Annotated in this window: 17 protein-coding genes; 4 read left to right on the top strand and 13 right to left on the bottom strand. The window is 71.9% G+C overall.

Annotated features, from left to right (window positions below; translation table 11 throughout):
- Nucleotides 1–116: 116 nt before the first annotated feature.
- Entirely contained in the window at nucleotides 117–1,535 is a 1,419-nt protein-coding gene (locus RKD23_RS18145; protein WP_424854615.1) for a DEAD/DEAH box helicase, read from the bottom strand.
- Between the two features lie 488 nt (nucleotides 1,536–2,023).
- Between RKD23_RS18145 and RKD23_RS18140 the strand changes: the two genes are divergently transcribed.
- Nucleotides 2,024–3,367: a phosphatase PAP2 family protein gene (locus RKD23_RS18140; RefSeq protein WP_424858268.1), complete on the top strand. Its 1,344-nt coding sequence runs from the start codon at nucleotides 2,024–2,026 to the stop codon at nucleotides 3,365–3,367.
- On the opposite strand, the gene RKD23_RS18135 is transcribed toward RKD23_RS18140, so the two are convergent.
- The 4 genes from RKD23_RS18135 to RKD23_RS18120 form a co-directional block, all read right to left on the bottom strand.
- The gene (locus RKD23_RS18135; protein WP_424854614.1) at nucleotides 3,364–4,134 is read right to left on the bottom strand and encodes a polysaccharide deacetylase family protein; all 771 of its coding nucleotides are present in this window, start codon (nucleotides 4,132–4,134) and stop codon (nucleotides 3,364–3,366) included. The two genes, RKD23_RS18140 and RKD23_RS18135, sit on opposite strands and share 4 nt — an antisense overlap.
- Nucleotides 4,135–4,288: 154 nt before the next feature.
- Nucleotides 4,289–5,056, bottom strand: a complete 768-nt coding sequence (locus RKD23_RS18130) for an SDR family NAD(P)-dependent oxidoreductase (protein ID WP_424854613.1) — start codon at nucleotides 5,054–5,056, stop codon at nucleotides 4,289–4,291.
- 89 nt (nucleotides 5,057–5,145) lie between these two features.
- On the bottom strand, nucleotides 5,146–6,528 hold the full coding sequence (locus RKD23_RS18125; protein ID WP_424854612.1) for an RNA polymerase subunit sigma-70: 1,383 nt from the start codon (nucleotides 6,526–6,528) through the stop codon (nucleotides 5,146–5,148).
- A gap of 41 nt (nucleotides 6,529–6,569) precedes the next feature.
- The gene (locus RKD23_RS18120; protein WP_424854611.1) at nucleotides 6,570–6,914 is read right to left on the bottom strand and encodes a MerR family transcriptional regulator; all 345 of its coding nucleotides are present in this window, start codon (nucleotides 6,912–6,914) and stop codon (nucleotides 6,570–6,572) included.
- Between the two features lie 449 nt (nucleotides 6,915–7,363).
- On the opposite strand from RKD23_RS18120, the gene RKD23_RS18115 reads away from it, so the two are divergent.
- Nucleotides 7,364–7,738 (top strand): hypothetical protein, encoded by a 375-nt coding sequence (locus RKD23_RS18115; RefSeq protein WP_424854610.1) that lies wholly within the window; start codon nucleotides 7,364–7,366, stop codon nucleotides 7,736–7,738.
- 113 nt (nucleotides 7,739–7,851) lie between these two features.
- On the opposite strand, the gene RKD23_RS18110 is transcribed toward RKD23_RS18115, so the two are convergent.
- The 7 genes from RKD23_RS18110 to RKD23_RS18080 all read right to left on the bottom strand — a co-directional run bounded on the left by RKD23_RS18110 (nucleotide 7,852) and on the right by RKD23_RS18080 (nucleotide 14,890).
- On the bottom strand, nucleotides 7,852–8,166 hold the full coding sequence (locus RKD23_RS18110; RefSeq protein WP_424854609.1) for an SCO5918 family protein: 315 nt from the start codon (nucleotides 8,164–8,166) through the stop codon (nucleotides 7,852–7,854).
- A gap of 52 nt (nucleotides 8,167–8,218) precedes the next feature.
- Nucleotides 8,219–8,461 carry a CBS domain-containing protein gene (locus RKD23_RS18105; protein WP_424858267.1) on the bottom strand — a complete coding sequence of 81 codons (243 nt, stop codon included), beginning with the start codon at nucleotides 8,459–8,461 and terminating at the stop codon, nucleotides 8,219–8,221.
- Nucleotides 8,462–8,540: 79 nt separating this feature from the next.
- Nucleotides 8,541–10,055, bottom strand: coding sequence for a DEAD/DEAH box helicase (locus RKD23_RS18100; RefSeq protein ID WP_424854608.1), 1,515 nt, complete (start codon nucleotides 10,053–10,055; stop codon nucleotides 8,541–8,543).
- Between the two features lie 183 nt (nucleotides 10,056–10,238).
- Nucleotides 10,239–10,442: a cold-shock protein gene (locus RKD23_RS18095; protein WP_020113641.1), complete on the bottom strand. Its 204-nt coding sequence runs from the start codon at nucleotides 10,440–10,442 to the stop codon at nucleotides 10,239–10,241.
- A gap of 388 nt (nucleotides 10,443–10,830) precedes the next feature.
- Nucleotides 10,831–11,493: a response regulator gene (locus tag RKD23_RS18090; RefSeq protein ID WP_424854607.1), complete on the bottom strand. Its 663-nt coding sequence runs from the start codon at nucleotides 11,491–11,493 to the stop codon at nucleotides 10,831–10,833.
- Complete coding sequence (locus RKD23_RS18085; protein ID WP_424854606.1) at nucleotides 11,490–12,689, bottom strand: sensor histidine kinase; 1,200 nt, start codon at nucleotides 12,687–12,689, stop codon at nucleotides 11,490–11,492. Before RKD23_RS18085 ends, RKD23_RS18090 begins: the two co-directional genes overlap by 4 nt.
- Nucleotides 12,690–12,694: 5 nt before the next feature.
- A complete protein-coding gene (locus tag RKD23_RS18080) occupies nucleotides 12,695–14,890 on the bottom strand; it encodes an MMPL family transporter (protein ID WP_424854605.1) in 2,196 nt (731 codons plus the stop codon).
- A 159-nt stretch (nucleotides 14,891–15,049) separates the two neighbouring features.
- Here RKD23_RS18080 and RKD23_RS18075 point away from each other — a divergent pair, with 159 nt between their 5' ends.
- The gene (locus tag RKD23_RS18075; protein WP_424854604.1) at nucleotides 15,050–15,691 is read left to right on the top strand and encodes a hypothetical protein; all 642 of its coding nucleotides are present in this window, start codon (nucleotides 15,050–15,052) and stop codon (nucleotides 15,689–15,691) included.
- 131 nt (nucleotides 15,692–15,822) lie between these two features.
- Nucleotides 15,823–16,440: a sigma-70 family RNA polymerase sigma factor gene (locus tag RKD23_RS18070; protein WP_424854603.1), complete on the top strand. Its 618-nt coding sequence runs from the start codon at nucleotides 15,823–15,825 to the stop codon at nucleotides 16,438–16,440.
- Between the two features lie 45 nt (nucleotides 16,441–16,485).
- Here RKD23_RS18070 and RKD23_RS18065 read toward each other — a convergent pair whose 3' ends face one another.
- The gene (locus tag RKD23_RS18065; RefSeq protein ID WP_424854602.1) at nucleotides 16,486–16,809 is read right to left on the bottom strand and encodes an ArsR/SmtB family transcription factor; all 324 of its coding nucleotides are present in this window, start codon (nucleotides 16,807–16,809) and stop codon (nucleotides 16,486–16,488) included.
- Nucleotides 16,810–16,848 lie beyond the last annotated feature (39 nt).

Below are 16,848 nucleotides of genomic sequence, written 5' to 3'. Positions count from 1 at the left end.
AGTGACGGCGAAGTGGCCGGAAAGCCGCGGGAAATCCCCCGGCGGATCGACCGCCGGGGGTGTCAGGCCGGGGTTTGGGCCGGACCGGTGTGGGTGTCAGGTGACCGGTGTGGGTGTCAGGCCGCCCGGCCGACCGAGGACCGGCGTCCGGCCGCGCCGGCGGACCGGCCGCGGCCGTTGCGCCCGCGGCGGGCACGACCCGACGAGGCTGAGCCGGAAGACGTGGCGGAGGACGCGGCCCGACGGGCCGGCGGCGTGACGGGCGCGGTGATGACCACGGGCACGCCGGACGGAGTCCGGGCGCCGGTGATCCGGTTCAGCTCAGGCTCTCCCGGCCGTACGGGCGTGATCCGCGCGGTGACGCCGGCCGACGCCATCAGCCGGTCCATGTCACGCCGCTGCTCGGGTGTCACCAGCGTGACGACGGTGCCGGACTCGCCCGCCCGTGCGGTACGGCCGCCGCGGTGCAGGTAGTCCTTGGGATCGGTGGGCGGGTCCACGTTGACGACCAGGTCGAGGCTGTCGACATGGATGCCGCGGGCGGCGACGTTGGTCGCGACCAGCACCGTCACCTCGCCGTCCTTGAACTGGGCCAGGGTCCGGGTGCGCTGCGGCTGGGTCCTGCCGCCGTGCAGCGCGGCGGCGCGGACGCCGCTGTTCAGCAGGTGCTTGGTCAGCCGGTCCACCGCGCGCTTGGTGTCCAGGAACATGATCACCCGGCCGTCCCGGGCCGCGATCTCCGTGGCCGTCTGCCGCTTGTCCGCGTCGGGCACGTGCAGCACGTGGTGCTCCATCGTGGTGACCGCGCCCGCCGACGGGTCGACGGAGTGGACCACCGGGTCGCTCAGATAGCGGCGGACCAGCCGGTCGACGTTGCGGTCCAGGGTGGCCGAGAACAGCATCCGCTGACCCTGCGGGCGCACCTGGTCGAGCAGCGCGGTGACCTGCGGCATGAAGCCCATGTCGGTCATCTGGTCGGCCTCGTCGAGGACGGTGACGGCCACGTCGTCGAGCCGGCAGTCGCCCCGGTCGATGAGGTCCTTGAGCCTGCCCGGCGTGGCGACGAGCACCTCCGCCCCGGCCCGCAGCGCACCGGCCTGCTTGCCGATGGACATCCCGCCGACCACCGTGGCCGTCCGCAGCCGCACCGCGCGGGCGTACGGCGCGAGCGCGTCGGTGACCTGCTGGGCCAGCTCACGGGTGGGGACCAGCACGAGGGCCAGCGGCCGGCGCGGCTCGGCCTTCAGACCCGCCGTACGGGCCAGTACCGCGAGGCCGAAGGCGAGGGTCTTGCCCGAGCCGGTGCGGCCACGGCCGAGCACGTCACGGCCGGCCAGCGAATTCGGCAGGGTCGCCGCCTGGATCGGGAACGGCGTGGTCACCCCCTCCTGCTCCAGCGCGGCCAGCAGCGGCGCAGGCATGGCGAGTTCGGAGAACGACTCCACTGCGGGCAACGCCGGCGTGGTCGTCGCGGGCACCGCGAATTCACCCTCCGGGCGGCTGGGGCGTCTGCGCTGCGAGCGGGCACGGCTCATACGAAATCCTCACGCTTTCCTGGACGCGGCACAGATCCGGCAAGGAAATCGCGCGTCAAAAAACAGGACCCGCACCTCGAGGTGCAGGTCCCAACTTCTGAATCAATTCCGGCGACCACTACAGCAGCCGCCCTCGACGGTACCACGCCACAATCCGCCCGGCAGGGGAAAAAATAATGCAACTCCCCTTGCCGTACGGGAATATCGCGCGCGTGACGCAGGGCACCCCGGCCACCCGGGCCGGCACTCCGCACGCCGACGAGCGGGCCGTGGCGCGGCCGAGTCCCGGGCCGCGGACGCCGGGCCGGCCGCCCGGGACTCGGCCGCCCCGGGCCGCGGCCGCTCCGCTAGCATGTGCGAACTCGCGGCCAATGCTGCCCTTTCGCCTGTCCTCGGCGGAAAAGGATGCCACTGGCACGACAAATGCCCTGAACCGACCGGAACACAGCAAAGCGGCCAGAGAATTGATATCTAGAGCGCGAACGACCCTGTGGGCCACGGCCGGGGTGACGGTCCTCGGATTCCTCGGTGCGCTGGAGTTCGCCGCGCACCGCTACGGGATGTACGGGCCGGTCACCGGCCTGGCACGCGAGGCGGTCCTGCCGCCCAAGTCGGGTTTCGCGCTCTACGCCGGTCTGGCGCTGACGATGGTGGTGCTCACCCGGCGGCAACGGCTCCTCGCGGCCGCGGCCACGATCGGCATCGACGTCGTCCTCTTCCTGCTCCGCTGGGCGGCCGGTGTGCGCCTGTCCGACGGCCACCCCTTCGGCAGCGGCGCCCTGTGGGTGATGCTGGGCTGCGCCGTCATCGCCGTACGACACCGCACCGGTCCCGAACGCGCCCTGCTGCTGAAGGGTGTCGGGCTGGGTCTGCTGCTGGTGGCCGGCCGCAAGACCGGTGACACCTGGCTGCTGATCACCTCGAAGACCCGCCCCATGGTGCTCGACCAGTACGTGGCGACCGCCGACCACGCGCTGGGCAATCCGTCCTGGCTGGTGGGCCGGGCCCTCACGGCGACCGGCACGGTCGGTGCCCACGCCCTCAACTACGTCTACGCCCAGCTCGCCGTCGCCGCGGTCGTCGTCGCCCTGTACCAACTGCGCCGGGTGGCGGCCGAGCGCCGTTTCCCGAGGCACCATCTGGTGCGTACGTTCCTGGTGATCGGGCTGCTCGGCCCGGCCATCTACATGATCTTCCCCGTGGTCGGCCCGCTCTACGCCTACGGCGCGGGCAACGAGCACTGGGCCTCGGCCCATCTGTGGCCGCCGAGCCCGCCCACCCTGCCGTGGGCCGTGGCCGACCTGTGGCCGGACGTGCCGACGCCGATCGGGTCCCCCCACCCCATACCCTTCGACGGGATCACCCCGCGCAACTGCATGCCCAGCCTCCACACGGCCTGGGCCACCGCGATCTTCATCCACTCCCGCAAGGCGCCCCGCATCCTGCGCTGGGCAGGCACCTTCTGGCTGATCGCCACACTCTGCGCGACCCTCGGCTTCGGCTACCACTACGGCGCGGACCTTGTCGCCGGCGTCGTCTTCACCGTCACGATCGAGGCGGCCCTGCGCTCCCTCGACCGGGGCTGGGACCCGGCGGGCCTCCGCATGGTCGCCCACGGCACCGCGGTCTTCGCCGCGCTCCTGGCGTCGTACCGCTTCGTCCCGGTCCAGATGGCCGAGCACCCGTGGGCGGCCGGGCCGCTGCTCCTGCTGGCGATGGCCTCGGTGGTCGCGGCGTACGTCCGGACCACCACCCGCTGGGACGCCGACCCCGAACCGGCCCCGGCCCTTCCCCCGACGCTCGAGCCGGCCCCTGCGAACACAGCGTCCTAGCGCACCGGGAAGCCGAAGGAGTAGCCCTGCTCCTGGAGCCAGGGCAGGACCCGGCGCAGGGCCTCGACGGTCTGGGAGCGGTCGCCGCCGGCGTCGTGGAAGAGGAGCGTCGGGCCGTTGGGCAGCTCGCGCTGGACGGTGGCGACGATCGCGTCCGCGCCCGGCTGCTCGAAGTCCTTGGTGTCCACGTTCCAGCCCAGCGGGCGCATGCCCCGGGAGGCGGCGATCTGACGGCTGTACGGGGTGAAGGCGCCGCCCGGGGCCCGGTAGTACATGGGCCGTACGCCCCCGGACGCCTCGGTGATCATGCGCTCGGCGTCGAGTATCTGCTGCTTCTGGTAGGCCTGGGACTGCCTGTCCATGGTGGTGTCGTGCGACACCGAGTGGTCGCACAGCCGGTGCCCGGCCGCGACGACCTGCTTCACGAGGTCCGGGTGGGCCTGCGCCTGCGTGCCCACCATGCAGAAGGTGGCCTTCACGCCGTGCTCCCGCAGTACGTCGAGCATCTGCGGGGTCCACACGGGGTCCGGGCCGTCGTCGATGGTGATGTTGACGCCGCGCGGCCCCTTGTCCGAGGCGTGCACGATGGTCACCGCGACCGGCTTGATGTCACCGCCAGGCCTGGGCGACGCGGTCGCCTTCGGGGACGCGCCCACGGAACCGGCCTGCGCGGTCCACACCGAGGCACCGGCGACCAGCACCGTCACCCCGAGCGCCGCCCCGAGCACCTTGCCGTACCAGCCCCGCCCACCACTGTGCCGCGCCATGTCCGCCCCACCCTCGCTCAGTCCCCGCCGGTCCCCGGTCGCCGTCCGACCAACTCACAGGACGAGGAACGGCGGCGCCGGGCTCCCTCCGTTACCAATAACGGACAATTCCGGGGGAGTTCGCTGACACGAGGGATCACCCCGGCGCGGCCGGTCAGCTGGGAAACATCCCGGCGGTCGCGTTGACCCAGGTGCCCGTGAGAGCCGCACCGGCGTCGGAGGCGAGGAACGTCGCCAGCGCGGCGATGTCCGCGACCCGCGGCGAACGCCTCGTCATCCGCAGGCTGTCCAGGTGGGAGCGGATGCCCTCCACCGCGGCCTCGTCCATGCCCGGAGCGCCGGCGGCGGCCAGCTTCTCGGGGGTGAGGGTGTCGGTGACACCGGCGGTCCAGATCCCGCAGACGCGCACACCGGCCGGGCCGACCTCCTGGGCGAGCTGCCGGACCAGCGCGTCGATCGCACCGTCGGCCGCGGCGGTGCCTCCCATCATCGGACTGCCGTTGGCGGACCCGCTGTTCAGGGAGAGGATCACGCCCGAGCCCTGTGCGGTCATCCGGCGCGCCGCCGCCCGCGCGGTGACGAACTGGCAGGCGATGCCCTGCACGACCGGCCGTGTGTAGTCCTCGACCGTCATCTCGGTCAGCGGCACGCCCTGGAAGTCGCCGCGCGGCACGAGGTTGAGGGAGATGTCGAACCGGCCCGCCCGCTCGACGACCGATGCCGCGTGGGCCTCGACGGCGTCCTCGTCCCGAGCGTCCAGCACGTCGTACTCGGCACCGGTCTCGGCGGCGACCTTGCGCAGCGTGTCCTCCGTACGGCCGACGAGGAACACCCGCGCCCCGGCCTGCGTGTACGCCCGCGCGACTCCGGCACCGAGGGAACCCGCACCGCCGTAGACGACCGCGACCTTGTTCTCCAGCATGTCCGCTCCTCCAGTGGGGGCGCCGTGTGCGCCCGTCACTCATAGGACGTGCCGGCCGCGCGAACTCATCGCTGCCCAAGGGGAATCGGTCAGAACGTCATCGGCAGCCCGAACGCGGGGAACAGATGGGGTTCGAAGGTGGTGATCTCGGCGATCCGGCCGTCCTCCACCCGTAGTACGTCGATGAGTTGGGCCCGGAAGACGCTGGTCCCCGGCCGCCGGAGGTAGCCGGCGACCGCCAACTGGCCGTTGGCGCGCACGGGCAGATGCCGCCAGTGCCCGGCGAACATCGGCGACGCCGGGTCGAGGTTCGGCCGTACGAACGCGAAGAGCGCCTCACGCGAGGTGAACCAGAACGGGTTCGGCGGCATGGTGAGCACCGCGTCCTCCCGTACGAGCTCGACCATCGCGTCGATGTCGGCCCGGGCGGCCGCGTCCATGTACCGCTGGAGCAGGGCCAGATCCTCGGCACTGGCCGGACCGGCCGACCAGTCCTCGCGCCGCCCCGGCAGCGCCTTGCGCAGAGCGGACCTGCCGCGCTGTACGGCGCTGTTCGCCGAGGCCGGGCTGGAGCCCAGCAGGTCGGCGGTCTCCTCGGCCGACCACCCCGCGACATCGCGCAGGATCACCGCCGCTCGCTGGCGGGGCGGAAGCTTCTGGATGGCGGTCAGGAAGACCAGCTCCAAGGTCTCACCCGCGACTGCCTGTTCATCTGGCTCGTGCTGAGGCGCGGGTGTCTGCGGCAACTGCTCGTCGGGGAACGGCTGCAGCCATGGCATGCGCGGCGGCGGCGGTCCGCCCCCGGAGTCCATGCCCGGCACCGGCTCGTAGGGAACCGGCCGCCGATGGTGCTTGCGCAAGAAGTCGAGGCACAGATTGGTGGCGACCTTGTAGAGCCAGGCCCGCACATTGCCGACCTCCTCCAGCGCCTCCCGCGCCCGCCAGGCCCGCAGGAACGCCTCCTGGCTGAGGTCCTCGGCCTCGTCGTACGACCCGAGGAGCCGATAGCAGTGCACTCGCAGCTCGCGCCGGTGCTCTTCGACCAGCGCGCTGAAGGTGTCCTCGCCGGGTTTCGTCACACCGGGGGACGTGACGAAATCCGTGCCGTCGGTGGAGCGCACGGACGGATCGGGTTCCGGGTCCGCTGCCTGAGCGTGCTCCGGGGCCTGTTCCCGGGCCTCTTCCTGAGCCTGTTCCTGGACCTGCCGCGCTTGTCGGGCGAGACGCCGCAGCTCCGCGAACCGCGCGGAGAGCGCCTCCACATCGGCGTGGAACGCCGCCCCGGGCTCCCACCGCACCCGCCCCAGCCGATCCCCGATCTCGGCGACCAGCTCCCGGACGGGCAGGCCCTTCGCCTGCCGCCGCTCCCGGTACGCCCGCTGCCGACAGGCCTGCGAGCAGTACAGCGCCGCCCGCCCCGGCCCACCACCACCGTCGATCGGGCGCCCGCAGGCTCGGCATCTCTCCGTCACGCCTCACAGGCTAGAGCCGGCGGACGGCCGGTACAGGTCGTTCAGCTCGGGCCGGGGCTGCCCGCCGATTCCTTGGCGGCGCGGCGGTACTCGGCGTTGATGCGCTGTGCTTCCTCGAGCTGGTCCTCGAGGATGACGATGCGGCACGCGGCCTCGATCGGGGTTCCCTTGTCGACGAGCTCGCGGGCGCGGGCGGCGATCCGCAGCTGGTAGCGGGAGTACCGGCGATGTCCTCCCTCCGAGCGGAGGGGAGTGATCAGACGGGCCTCACCGATGGCTCGGAGGAAGGCGGGAGTGGTGCCGAGCATCTCGGCCGCCCGGCCCATGGTGTACGCGGGGTAGTCGTCGTCGTCCAGACGATCATTCAGAGGGTTGTCCGATGTCATGTCACCTCGCTGTGCAACGCGTCGAGGGGCCCTGATGCCGTACGGCACCAGGGCCCCGAAGGGAATTCAACACCATCTGTCGGCCCTATTGCTGTGCCGACCTTCTGTTTCCGCTACCCGGCCCGGCAGGGCGGAGCGGGGGATCGCAGCTGCGTGACCGGGGACCACCATCCAATCCGGGGTCTTGCGGTACCCGGGCCGAGGGCGTCTCGGGCCGGGCGATCCTGATGGCGTTCTTTCCTCCGTTCTTCTCCGAACCGACCACTGGTGGAGCCGGTTCGACTGTGTCTACGTGAAGAAGCGTACCCATGGAGAGGGTGAAAATCTACAGCGGGAAGAGCAGGTTTCATCCTTTCGGTGGAGCCGGAACCCCGCCGTCGCCCTCGCATCCGCTTCTTGACGCCCGCGCGGGCGGTTCGGGGACGGCTCGGCCCCATAGGCTTGGCCGTATGTCGAACCCTGATGAGCTGCTCGTCGCCATCTCCGCCGCGGTGGAGTCCGAGCCCAGCAATCAGATGGCGCTGACCGTGGTCGTCAGCGGTGCCGTCATCACCGGCCGGCTCGCTCCCGAGGCCGTGTGGCGGGAGCGGGTCGCGGAGGTCCTGAAGGACTCGGACCGCCTCGGCCCGTTCGCGCACGTCTTCGCCCGGGGGCCGGGGGAGGACCGGCCCGGTCGCGGCGAGGCGCCCACGCATCTGCATTTCCATCTCGCCCGGATCCTCCAGGGCAGCCTCGGCATCCCGGAGACCGGCGGCATGTACCGCGTCGCGATCAAGGACGTCAGCGCCTGGACCGTAGGCGATCTCAGCTACAGCGACCGCTGACCCGCCGCCTCCGTCCCACACGGACGGCGACACAGCAATGGGGGCCCTGCCGACGCGCGTCGGCAGGGCCCCCACCGGGACCTCGGGGGCGGTGTCCGCCCCTGCTCGTGTACTTACGCGGCCACGGAGCCCGCGCCCCCGAGCAGCGCAGACGCGACCTCGAACGGAGCGCGGCCGTCGACGGCCGTGGTCTCGGGGCGGTCGTGGCAGGTGAAGCCGAGCCGCGTCATGGCCCGTGTGACCTCGGCGGCGGTGAAGTCGCGGGGGTCCTGCCGGGTGAGGACCCGACCCACCTGCGTGACGGGATAGCGGCGGCGGCCGATGGTCACGGACTCACGCGTGACCAGCTCGGGCGTGACGCCCTGCATCGAGGCCAGCACCCCGGTCCTGGTCAGCTCGAACGGGTACCGGGCGATGACACAGCGCATGATGCCTCACAGGGGAGAAGTCGCGGGGGAGCGGGAAGGCGGGCCGGGCGGATCAGTGCGACAGGGCGGGGACGCCCTCCAGGACGTCCCGCAGTCGCACCCGGTCCGTGTACGTGGCGCTGTCGCGGAGGACGGCGAGCCGCCCCAGGGTGACCAGGCCCGTGCGCTGGTCGTCCTCGTCGCACACGGTCAGATACTCGACCCCGGCACCCGCCATGAGAGCCAGAGCCACCTCGACGGTCATGTCGTCGCCCACCCGAGGCCCCCGTCCCTCGACGGGGGCGGGGTCCGGCATGCGGCGGTACTGCGTGCGCGCTGACGTCAAGGGTGTCTCCTTCGGTAAGGGCTGGTCGCCTGGTCCCCCGGGGCCGGTGTCAGGCGGCCGAGTCGTTCCCGGGCCGCCGCTGGGTCCCGCGGCGCGCCCCCGCGGAAACGGGTCGGCCCTGGCCGGTGCGGCCGCGGCGGTCGCGGGACTTCGACGAGGCGCGGCGGGGCCGCTCCACGGCAGGTGCGGTGATGACCACCGGGACGCCGGAGGGAGTCCGGGCGCCGGTGATGCGGCTCAGCTCCGCCTCGCCCGAGCGGACCGAGGTGACGCGCGGGGTGATCCCGGCCGACGCCATCAGCCGGGTCATGCCGCGGCGCTGGCCGGGCGTCACCAGGGTGACGACGCTGCCGGACTCCCCGGCACGGGCCGTACGGCCGCCGCGGTGCAGGTAGTCCTTGTGGTCGGTGGGCGGGTCCACGTTGACGACCAGGTCGAGGCTGTCGACGTGGATGCCGCGGGCCGCGACGTTGGTGGCGACCAGGACGGTGACATGGCCGTCCTTGAACTGCGCCAGGGTCCGGGTGCGCTGCGGCTGGGACCGGCCGCCGTGCAGGGCCGCGGCGCGGACACCGCTCTTGAGCAGGTGTTCGGTCAGCCGGTCCACGGCGTGCTTGGTGTCCAGGAACATGATGACCCGGCCGTCCCGGGCCGCGATCTCGGTCGTCGTGCGGTGCTTGTCCGTGTCTTGCACGTGGAGGACGTGGTGCTCCATCGTGGTCACGGCACCGGCCGACGGGTCGACGGAGTGCACGACCGGGTCGGTCAGATAGCGGCGGACCAGCAGGTCGACGTTGCGGTCCAGGGTGGCCGAGAACAGCAGCCGCTGGCCCTCGGGGCGCACCTGGTCGAGCAGCGCGGTGACCTGGGGCATGAAGCCCATGTCGGTCATCTGGTCGGCCTCGTCGAGCACCGTGATGGCCACGTCGTCGAGCCGGCACTCGCCCCGGTCGATGAGGTCCTTGAGCCGGCCGGGCGTCGCGACGACCACCTCGGCGCCGCCCCGCAGCGCACTGGCCTGCCTGCCGATGGACATGCCGCCCACGACGGTGGCGAGCCGCAGGCGCACGGAGCGGGCGTAGGGAGTGAGCGCGTCGGTGACCTGTTGGGCCAGCTCACGGGTGGGGACGAGGACCAGCGCCAGCGGCTGCCGCGGCTCGGCGCGCCGGCCCGCCGTACGGGCCAGTACCGCGAGGCCGAAGGCCAGGGTCTTGCCCGACCCGGTGCGGCCACGGCCGAGCACGTCACGGCCGGCCAGGGAGTTCGGCAGGGTCGCCCCCTGGATCGGGAACGGTACGGTCACGCCCTCCTGGCCGAGCGTGGCCAGCAGCGGCGCCGGCATGGCGAGTTCGGCGAACGTCTCGACGGCGGGCAGCGCGGGGGTGACGGTCTTCGGCAGGGCGAACTCGCCCTGCGGGGCAGCGGGCTGCGGCCGCTTTCCGTAACCGCCGGAGCGGCGCGGACCCTCGGAGCGGCGCGGCCCGCCCGAGCGGCCGGAGCCACTTCCCTCGAAGCGGTCGTACGAGCGAGTGGGGCGCGTGCGAGTGGTACGGGTGGGGTTCATGCGGAACCTTCCTCGATGCGGGCACGTATCAAGGAATTTCCGCAGCTGGGAGAGCGGCGCAGGGAATCGCGAGAACGGGCCGAAAAAAATGACAGGGCGCGATCGCCCTGGGAACAAAGCGAGCTGGGGCCCGCACCCCAAGGTGCGGGCCCCAGCTGCGAAGTACGCGTCAGCGGCGCTGCGTCAGGCGGTGACGATGTTCTCCGCCGTCGGGCCCTTCTGGCCCTGAGCGATGTCGAAGGACACCTTCTGGCCCTCCTGCAGCTCGCGGAAGCCCTGGGCGGCGATGTTCGAGTAGTGGGCGAAGACGTCGGGGCCGCCGCCGTCCTGCTCGATGAAGCCGAAGCCCTTTTCCGCGTTGAACCACTTCACGGTGCCAGTAGCCATTTTGTTTCTCCTTCGGAAACGGTGTCAGGAATGCGCAGTGTGCGTATTCCGTGTCGCCGTGATGATCAGCCGTCGGAAAAACCTTCTGGCAACCACACCTGCAACTGATGACGACAGTAGCACGCCGACCTCGGCCCCTGCCCGGTAAGTAATTCCGCATCGATTGGCGTCGCGGGAATATTTGCCGTGCGCCCCCTCGATTTCTTATGTGACGACCACAGATATTGCCTTCCGGGGGCACGGCATTACCGTCGAGTTCTTGCGCCCACAGCGCTGTGACCTCCTACGATGGCCCGAGCGCGGCCCTCGTCGTCACCACGGGACCGAAGCCCGGCGAACGCACCGGACTCCCGGCAGGGAGACGAAGGACACAACGTCGGCACCGCCCTCAGTCGGACCGCCCCACCGCCGGCCGGGGCCGCGGCAGCAGCCCCCTTTCCATCGCCACCACGACCGCCCTCGTACGGTCGTTCACGTCGAGCTTGGCGAACAGGCGCAGCAGGTGCGTCTTCACCGTGGCCTCGCCGATCACGAGGCGCCTGCCGATCTCGGCGTTGGTGAGGCCGTCGGCCACCGCCTCCAGGACGTCGGTCTCGCGGTCGGTCAGCGGTTCCTGGGCGGGCCGGCGCATGCGTGCCACCAGCTTCGCGGCGACCCGGGGAGCGAGCACCGTCTCGCCGCGGGCCGCCGCGTGGACGGCGTCGACGAGCTGCTCGCGGGTGGTGTCCTTGAGCAGGTAGCCGATGGCGCCGGCCTCCACCGCGCGTTCGATCTCCGCGTCCGTGTCGTACGTCGTCAGGATCAGCACCCGGGTGCGCGGATACCGGGCGACGATCTCGGTGGTGGTCGCCACCCCGTCCAGCACGGGCATCCGCAGATCGACCAGCGCCACGTCGGGGTCGAACCGCTCCACCAGGTCCAGCGCGGCCCGTCCGTCCCCCGCCTCACCGACGATCTCGACACTGTCCTCGCCTGCGAGCAGAGCGACGACTCCGGCGCGCATCACGGTGTGATCGTCCACGACGACGATGCGCAGGGCCCGCGCGCTCATGCCGCCACCTCGTCCGCCAGGGGGATCATCGCCAGGACCCGTGTCCCGTCGCCCACCGAACTCGTCACCGTGAGCCTCCCGCCCAGTTCCGCCACTCGTTTGCGCATGCCGTCAAGACCGAAGCCCGTCGACTCCTCCACCACGAAACCGCCCCCGTCGTCGGTGATCTCCAGCTCGACCCCGTACGGCCGCCTGACCAGCACCACGCCGACCGTGGACGCGCCCGCGTGCTTGCGCACGTTGGCCAGGGACTCCTGCGTGCAGCGCAGCAGCGCGATACGGGTCTGCTGGTCGCAGTCGAGGTCCTCCAGGTCGGCGTCCACGGTGAGTTCGGTGTCCTCCGCGAAGCGGTCCAGGGTGCGGCGCAGCGTCTGCGTCACCGACCCGGACACCGCCCGGCCCGGTCCCGGCTGCCCGGCCGAGGCGACCAACTCCCGGGCCTCGGTGAGGTTCTCCCGCGCGGTGGACTCGATCGACCGCAGCTGCTGGGCACTTCGGGCCGGATCGTCGGCCATGCCCGCGCGGGCGGCCTCCGCGAGGACGATGATCGACGCGAAGCCCTGCGCGAGCGTGTCGTGGATGTCCCGGGCGATGCGTTCCCGTTCGTCCGCCGCCCCCTGGCGCTGGTGCGCCTCGGACAGCCGCGCCTGCGTCTGCTCCAACTCCTCGATGAGCCGGGCCCGTTCGCTGCTCTGCGCGACGACCGAGTGGGCCCACAGGCCGATCAGCACGCCCACCGCGACCACGATCAGGGTGGACACCGTCGTCTCGCCGAAGAACTCCGCCGACCAGCCCTGCCGGACGAGGCTCCCGGCGAGCGTGGCGCCGGTGGCGAGCCCGAGGAATCCCATCGAGGCCTTCGGTGTGCGCCCGAACATCCAGTAGTGCGGCAGCGTCACCATGAACAGCGCCGCATAGCTGCTGCCCAGGTACGCCAGCCCGCCGAGCGCGAGCACGAGCACCGACAGATAGACCTGCGGCCGTACGACGGGATTGCCCGGGAAGCGGTCGAGGACCGCGTAGCACAGCACCACGCAGGCGAGCAGCGCGAGCGGCTTGAACGCGCTGCCGCCGGGCGGGGCCGTCGTCGCCAGCCCGACGGCCATCGCACCGAACAGCACCCAGCACACCATGTTCCAGCGGCGCAGCGACGCGGCCCAGAAGGCGTCCGTCAAAGGGGCGGTGAGTGCAGTCATACCGATCAACGTACGTCGACCACCGGCCGCGCGTCGGCCGTTCGAGCCGAGGTGGCCGCCCTGCGCCCCGGCCGCCCGGGCCACCAGCTGGCCTCCCCGAGCAGCAGCATCGCCGACGGCAGGATCATGATCCGGACGACGAAGGCGTCGAGCAGGACGGCCGCGGCGAGGACGAAGCCGATCTGCTTCATCTCGATGATGTGCAGGAAGACGAAGCTCACGAAGACGGTCGTCATCACCACCGCCGCGCTCGTCACCACGCTCGCCGACCGGCGGATGCCCTCCAGCACGGCCTGCCGCGTCGGCACGCCGGAGACCACGGCCTCCCGGATGCGGCTCACCACGAACACCTGGTAGTCCATCGAGAGCCCGAAGAGGATCACGAAGAGGAACAGCGGTACGCGCGACCCGATGGACCCCGTGGAGTGGAAGTCCAACAGCCCCTCGGCCCAGGACCCTTGGAAGACCAGCACGAGCAGTCCGAGCGAAGCCGCCGCGGACAGCAGGTTCAGCCCGACACCGATCAGTCCCAGCACCACGGAACGGAACGCGTACGTGGTCATCGCGAAGGTCACCAGCAGCAACGCCCCGAGAACCAGCGGCAGTTTGCTGTTCTGGTGAGCGGGATAGTCGGTGTACCGGGCGACGTCCCCGCTCACCCCGAACTCCGCCCCGGCGACCCGCCCCACGGTGGCGGGCAGGTAGCGGTCGCGCAGATGGTCGAGGGAGTCGTACGCCTGCTCGGAGTCGCCCAGATACGGCACCCTCAGTTCGAGCGTGCTGATCCGCCGGTCGGCGGAGGTCCGGACACCCGACGCGCCGGCGAACAGCGGGTCGTCGCCGGCCCGCCGGGCCACCTCGCGCAGAGCGTCGGCGACCTCTCCGGCACGGGCGGCATCGGCCCGTACGACGACCTGGTGCGTGACCCGGTGCTCCGGGAACGCCTCGTTGAGCCGGTCGTACACGCGCATGGCGGGGATGTCGCGGGAGTGCGTGTCCCGGCTCATCTCGGTGATCTTCAGCCCGGCCAGCGGGGTGACGAGCGCGAGCAGGGCGAGCACGGAGACGCAGAGGGTGGCGAGGGGGTGCTTGCTCGCGGGCCGCAGCAGCGCGGCCCAGACACGGCCCGCGCCTTCGCCCCGCTCCCGGCGGGCCGGCTTCCCGCGCTCGGCGCGGCGCCGGGCACCGCGCTCCTGCCGCTGCCCGAGCTTGACCAGGAGCGCGGGCAGCGCCGTCAGGGAGCTGGCCACCGCGACCAGGACGACCACGATCGTGCCGGTGGCCAGCGAGGAGAAGATGACGTCGGAGGCGAGATACAGGGTCGCGGTGGAGGCCACGACCGCGAGCCCGGACACCACGACCGCCCGGCCCGAGGTCGCCGCGGCCAGCTCCACCAGCGCCTCGGAGCTCAGCCGGCCGCCCGAGCGGGCACGCTCCTCCCGCTCCCGCTTGAGGTAGAAGAGCGTGTAGTCGACGCCGACCGCGAGCCCGATCATCAGGATGACGTTCGTACCGACCCCGGCGTCGGGGGACAGGTGCGACACCACCATCGACAGCCCGACGGCCGCCGCGATCGAGGACAGCGCCAGCAGCAGCGGCACTCCGGCCATGGTCACGGACCCGAACACCACCAGCAGCGTGACCAGGGTGATGGGCAGCGTGATCTTCTCCGAGAGCGCCAGGTCGTCACTGCGCTGCTGGTCGACGCCCTTGCTGATGGAGGGACTTCCGGTCTCCTCCAGCAGCAGCCCCGGATACGCCTTCCCGACCGCCTCGGTCTGCGCGACCAGCGCGTCGACCTTGTCCTTCGCGTCCCGCTCCTCGCCCTTCAGGGACACCTCGACCATGAGGATCGACCGGTCCCCGGACAACTGCGGGGCGGCCACGTCCGCCACCTCGGGCAACCGCCGCATCCGGGAGGCCAGATCCCTCGCTGCCGCGTCCGCCGCGCCCCGGTCCAGGGCACCCGACCGGGACGAGATCAGCACCTGCTCGGCCGACCTGCGCTCCAGCTGCCCTTCGGCGGCCATCGCCTCCGCCCGCCCGGCCTCCCCGACCCGGTAGTCGGCCGTCGTCGCACTGTGCGTACCGACGGCACTGCCCACCCCCAGGCACACCACCACGAACACGACCCAGCCGACGACGGCCCGCCAGGGATGCCGAGCACTCCATTGCGCCATGCGCACAGTGAACGAATTCATGCCCAACAGCCTTGTTGAACAGGGCGGTTGTCCGGCAGAGGCGACGGGTTGAACTTCACGTCCACCGATCGGTGGACACGGGGGGCGGGTTGAGTGCGGGCAGGGCGATATCCGTACCCACCCGTGACGACCCGGTCCCGGATGCGAGGATGAGGCGCCATGACAGCAGGGCGGTGTTCTCGCGCAGTACGGGCCGTGGTGTTCGCGGCCGTCTGCGTGCTGCTCGCCGCCCTGGGCCACGTGATGATGTCCGGCACCTCCGTGCCCGCCTGGGCGCTGGCCGCCGGTGTGGCCGCGACCGGCGCCGCGGGCTGGGGCCTGGCGGGCCGTGAGCGCGGGCTGCCGCTGGTGGTGGCCGTGGTGGTCGCCGCGCAGACGGCGCTGCACGGGGCGTTCTCGCTGGCGCAGTCGGCGGGCGCCGCCCCCACGGACATGAGCGGCATGGACCCCATGGACCACGTGAAGCAGATGGACCACATGGGCCACATGGATCACATGGGGCATTCCATGGACGGCGGCGGCGATGGTGCGTCGTCGTTCGGCATGCTCGCCGCCCACCTGCTCGCCGCCCTCCTCACCGGCCTCTGGCTGGCCTACGGCGAGAGGGCGGCGTTCCGCATCCTGCGGGCCGTGGCCGGATGGCTGGCGGCGCCGCTGCGGCTGCTGCTCGCCCTGCCCCTCGCCCCGTACGGCCCACGTCCCGGAGCGCTCCGGCCCCGCTCGGACCGGGCGCCCGCTCTTCGTCTTCTCGTCCACGCGATCACCTCCCGGGGTCCGCCGCTGGGGACCGCTGTCTGCTGACGACAGCCGGCATCCCGAGGTCACCCTGCGCGTGCCTCGGGCATCGGCCGTACCCCCGTACAGGCGTCGTGCGCCCGTACAGGCGCGGTACGGCCGTCACCCCACTCACCGGATGACGAGAAGGACACCAGGTGATCACTTCTGTCCTGCCCGTCTCGCCCCGCGCGGGCGAGAAAGCGGCACTGCTCGACGACTCGACGACCGCCTGGGCGCTCGCCGCCCGCGGCGGTGACGCGGACGCGGTCGAGCGTTTCGTACGGGCTCTGCAGCGCGACGTCCAGCGCTACGTCGCCCACCTCTGCGCCGACCCCCAGGCGGTCGACGACCTCGCGCAGGACACGTTCCTGCGCGCGCTCGGCAGCCTGCACCGCTTCGAGGGCCGTTCCTCCGCCCGGGCCTGGCTACTGGCCATCGCCCGCCGGGCGGTCGTCGACAGCTACCGGTACGCCGCCGCCCGGCCGCGGCTGTCCGACGTACCGGACTGGCAACTGGCCGTGGAGAACGCACAGCCGCGCGACCTGCCCGGCTTCGACGACGGCATAGCTCTGCTGGACCTGCTGGACTCGCTGCCCGACGAGCGCCGGGAGGCGTTCGTCCTCACCCAGCTCCTCGGCCTGCCCTACGCCGATGCGGCCGAGGCCGGCGACTGCCCGATCGGCACGGTCCGCTCCCGCGTGGCCCGCGCCCGGGCGACCCTGATCGACCTGCTGGCCGAGGCGGAGATGCCCACCGCCCGGGCGGCGGCCTGATCAGGCACGGGCTGCTACCTGTGGGGCGAGGCGTCCTCGCCTACGTCAGCCCCGGCCCTGGTCCGCGGCCACGACGGCCTGGACCAGGCCGGGGAACCTGCGCTCCAGGTCCTCTTTCCGGAGGCGCATGTACAGCCCGTTCCCCGCGTCGCGCTGATACACCAGGCCCGCCTCGCGCAGCACTCGCCAGTGCCGGGTGCGGCTGGACTTGCTCACCGGCAGCTCGAACGAAGCGCACAGCCGCTCCTCGTCCGGCCGCTCGGCCAGCTCCGCCACGACCCGACGCCGATTCGCGTCCGCGAGCGCCAGCAGGATGGGCCCCACCTCGAGCTCCTCGACACGAGGGTGCTCCAACTCGCCTGCCGCCATCACTCCACCCCTTCGACAAGGTACGCGACATTGCGTACC

It is taken from the genome of Streptomyces sp. SAI-170 (assembly GCF_049739565.1).
Lineage (GTDB): Bacteria > Actinomycetota > Actinomycetes > Streptomycetales > Streptomycetaceae > Streptomyces.
This window is presented reverse-complemented; position numbering and strand designations above follow the sequence as displayed.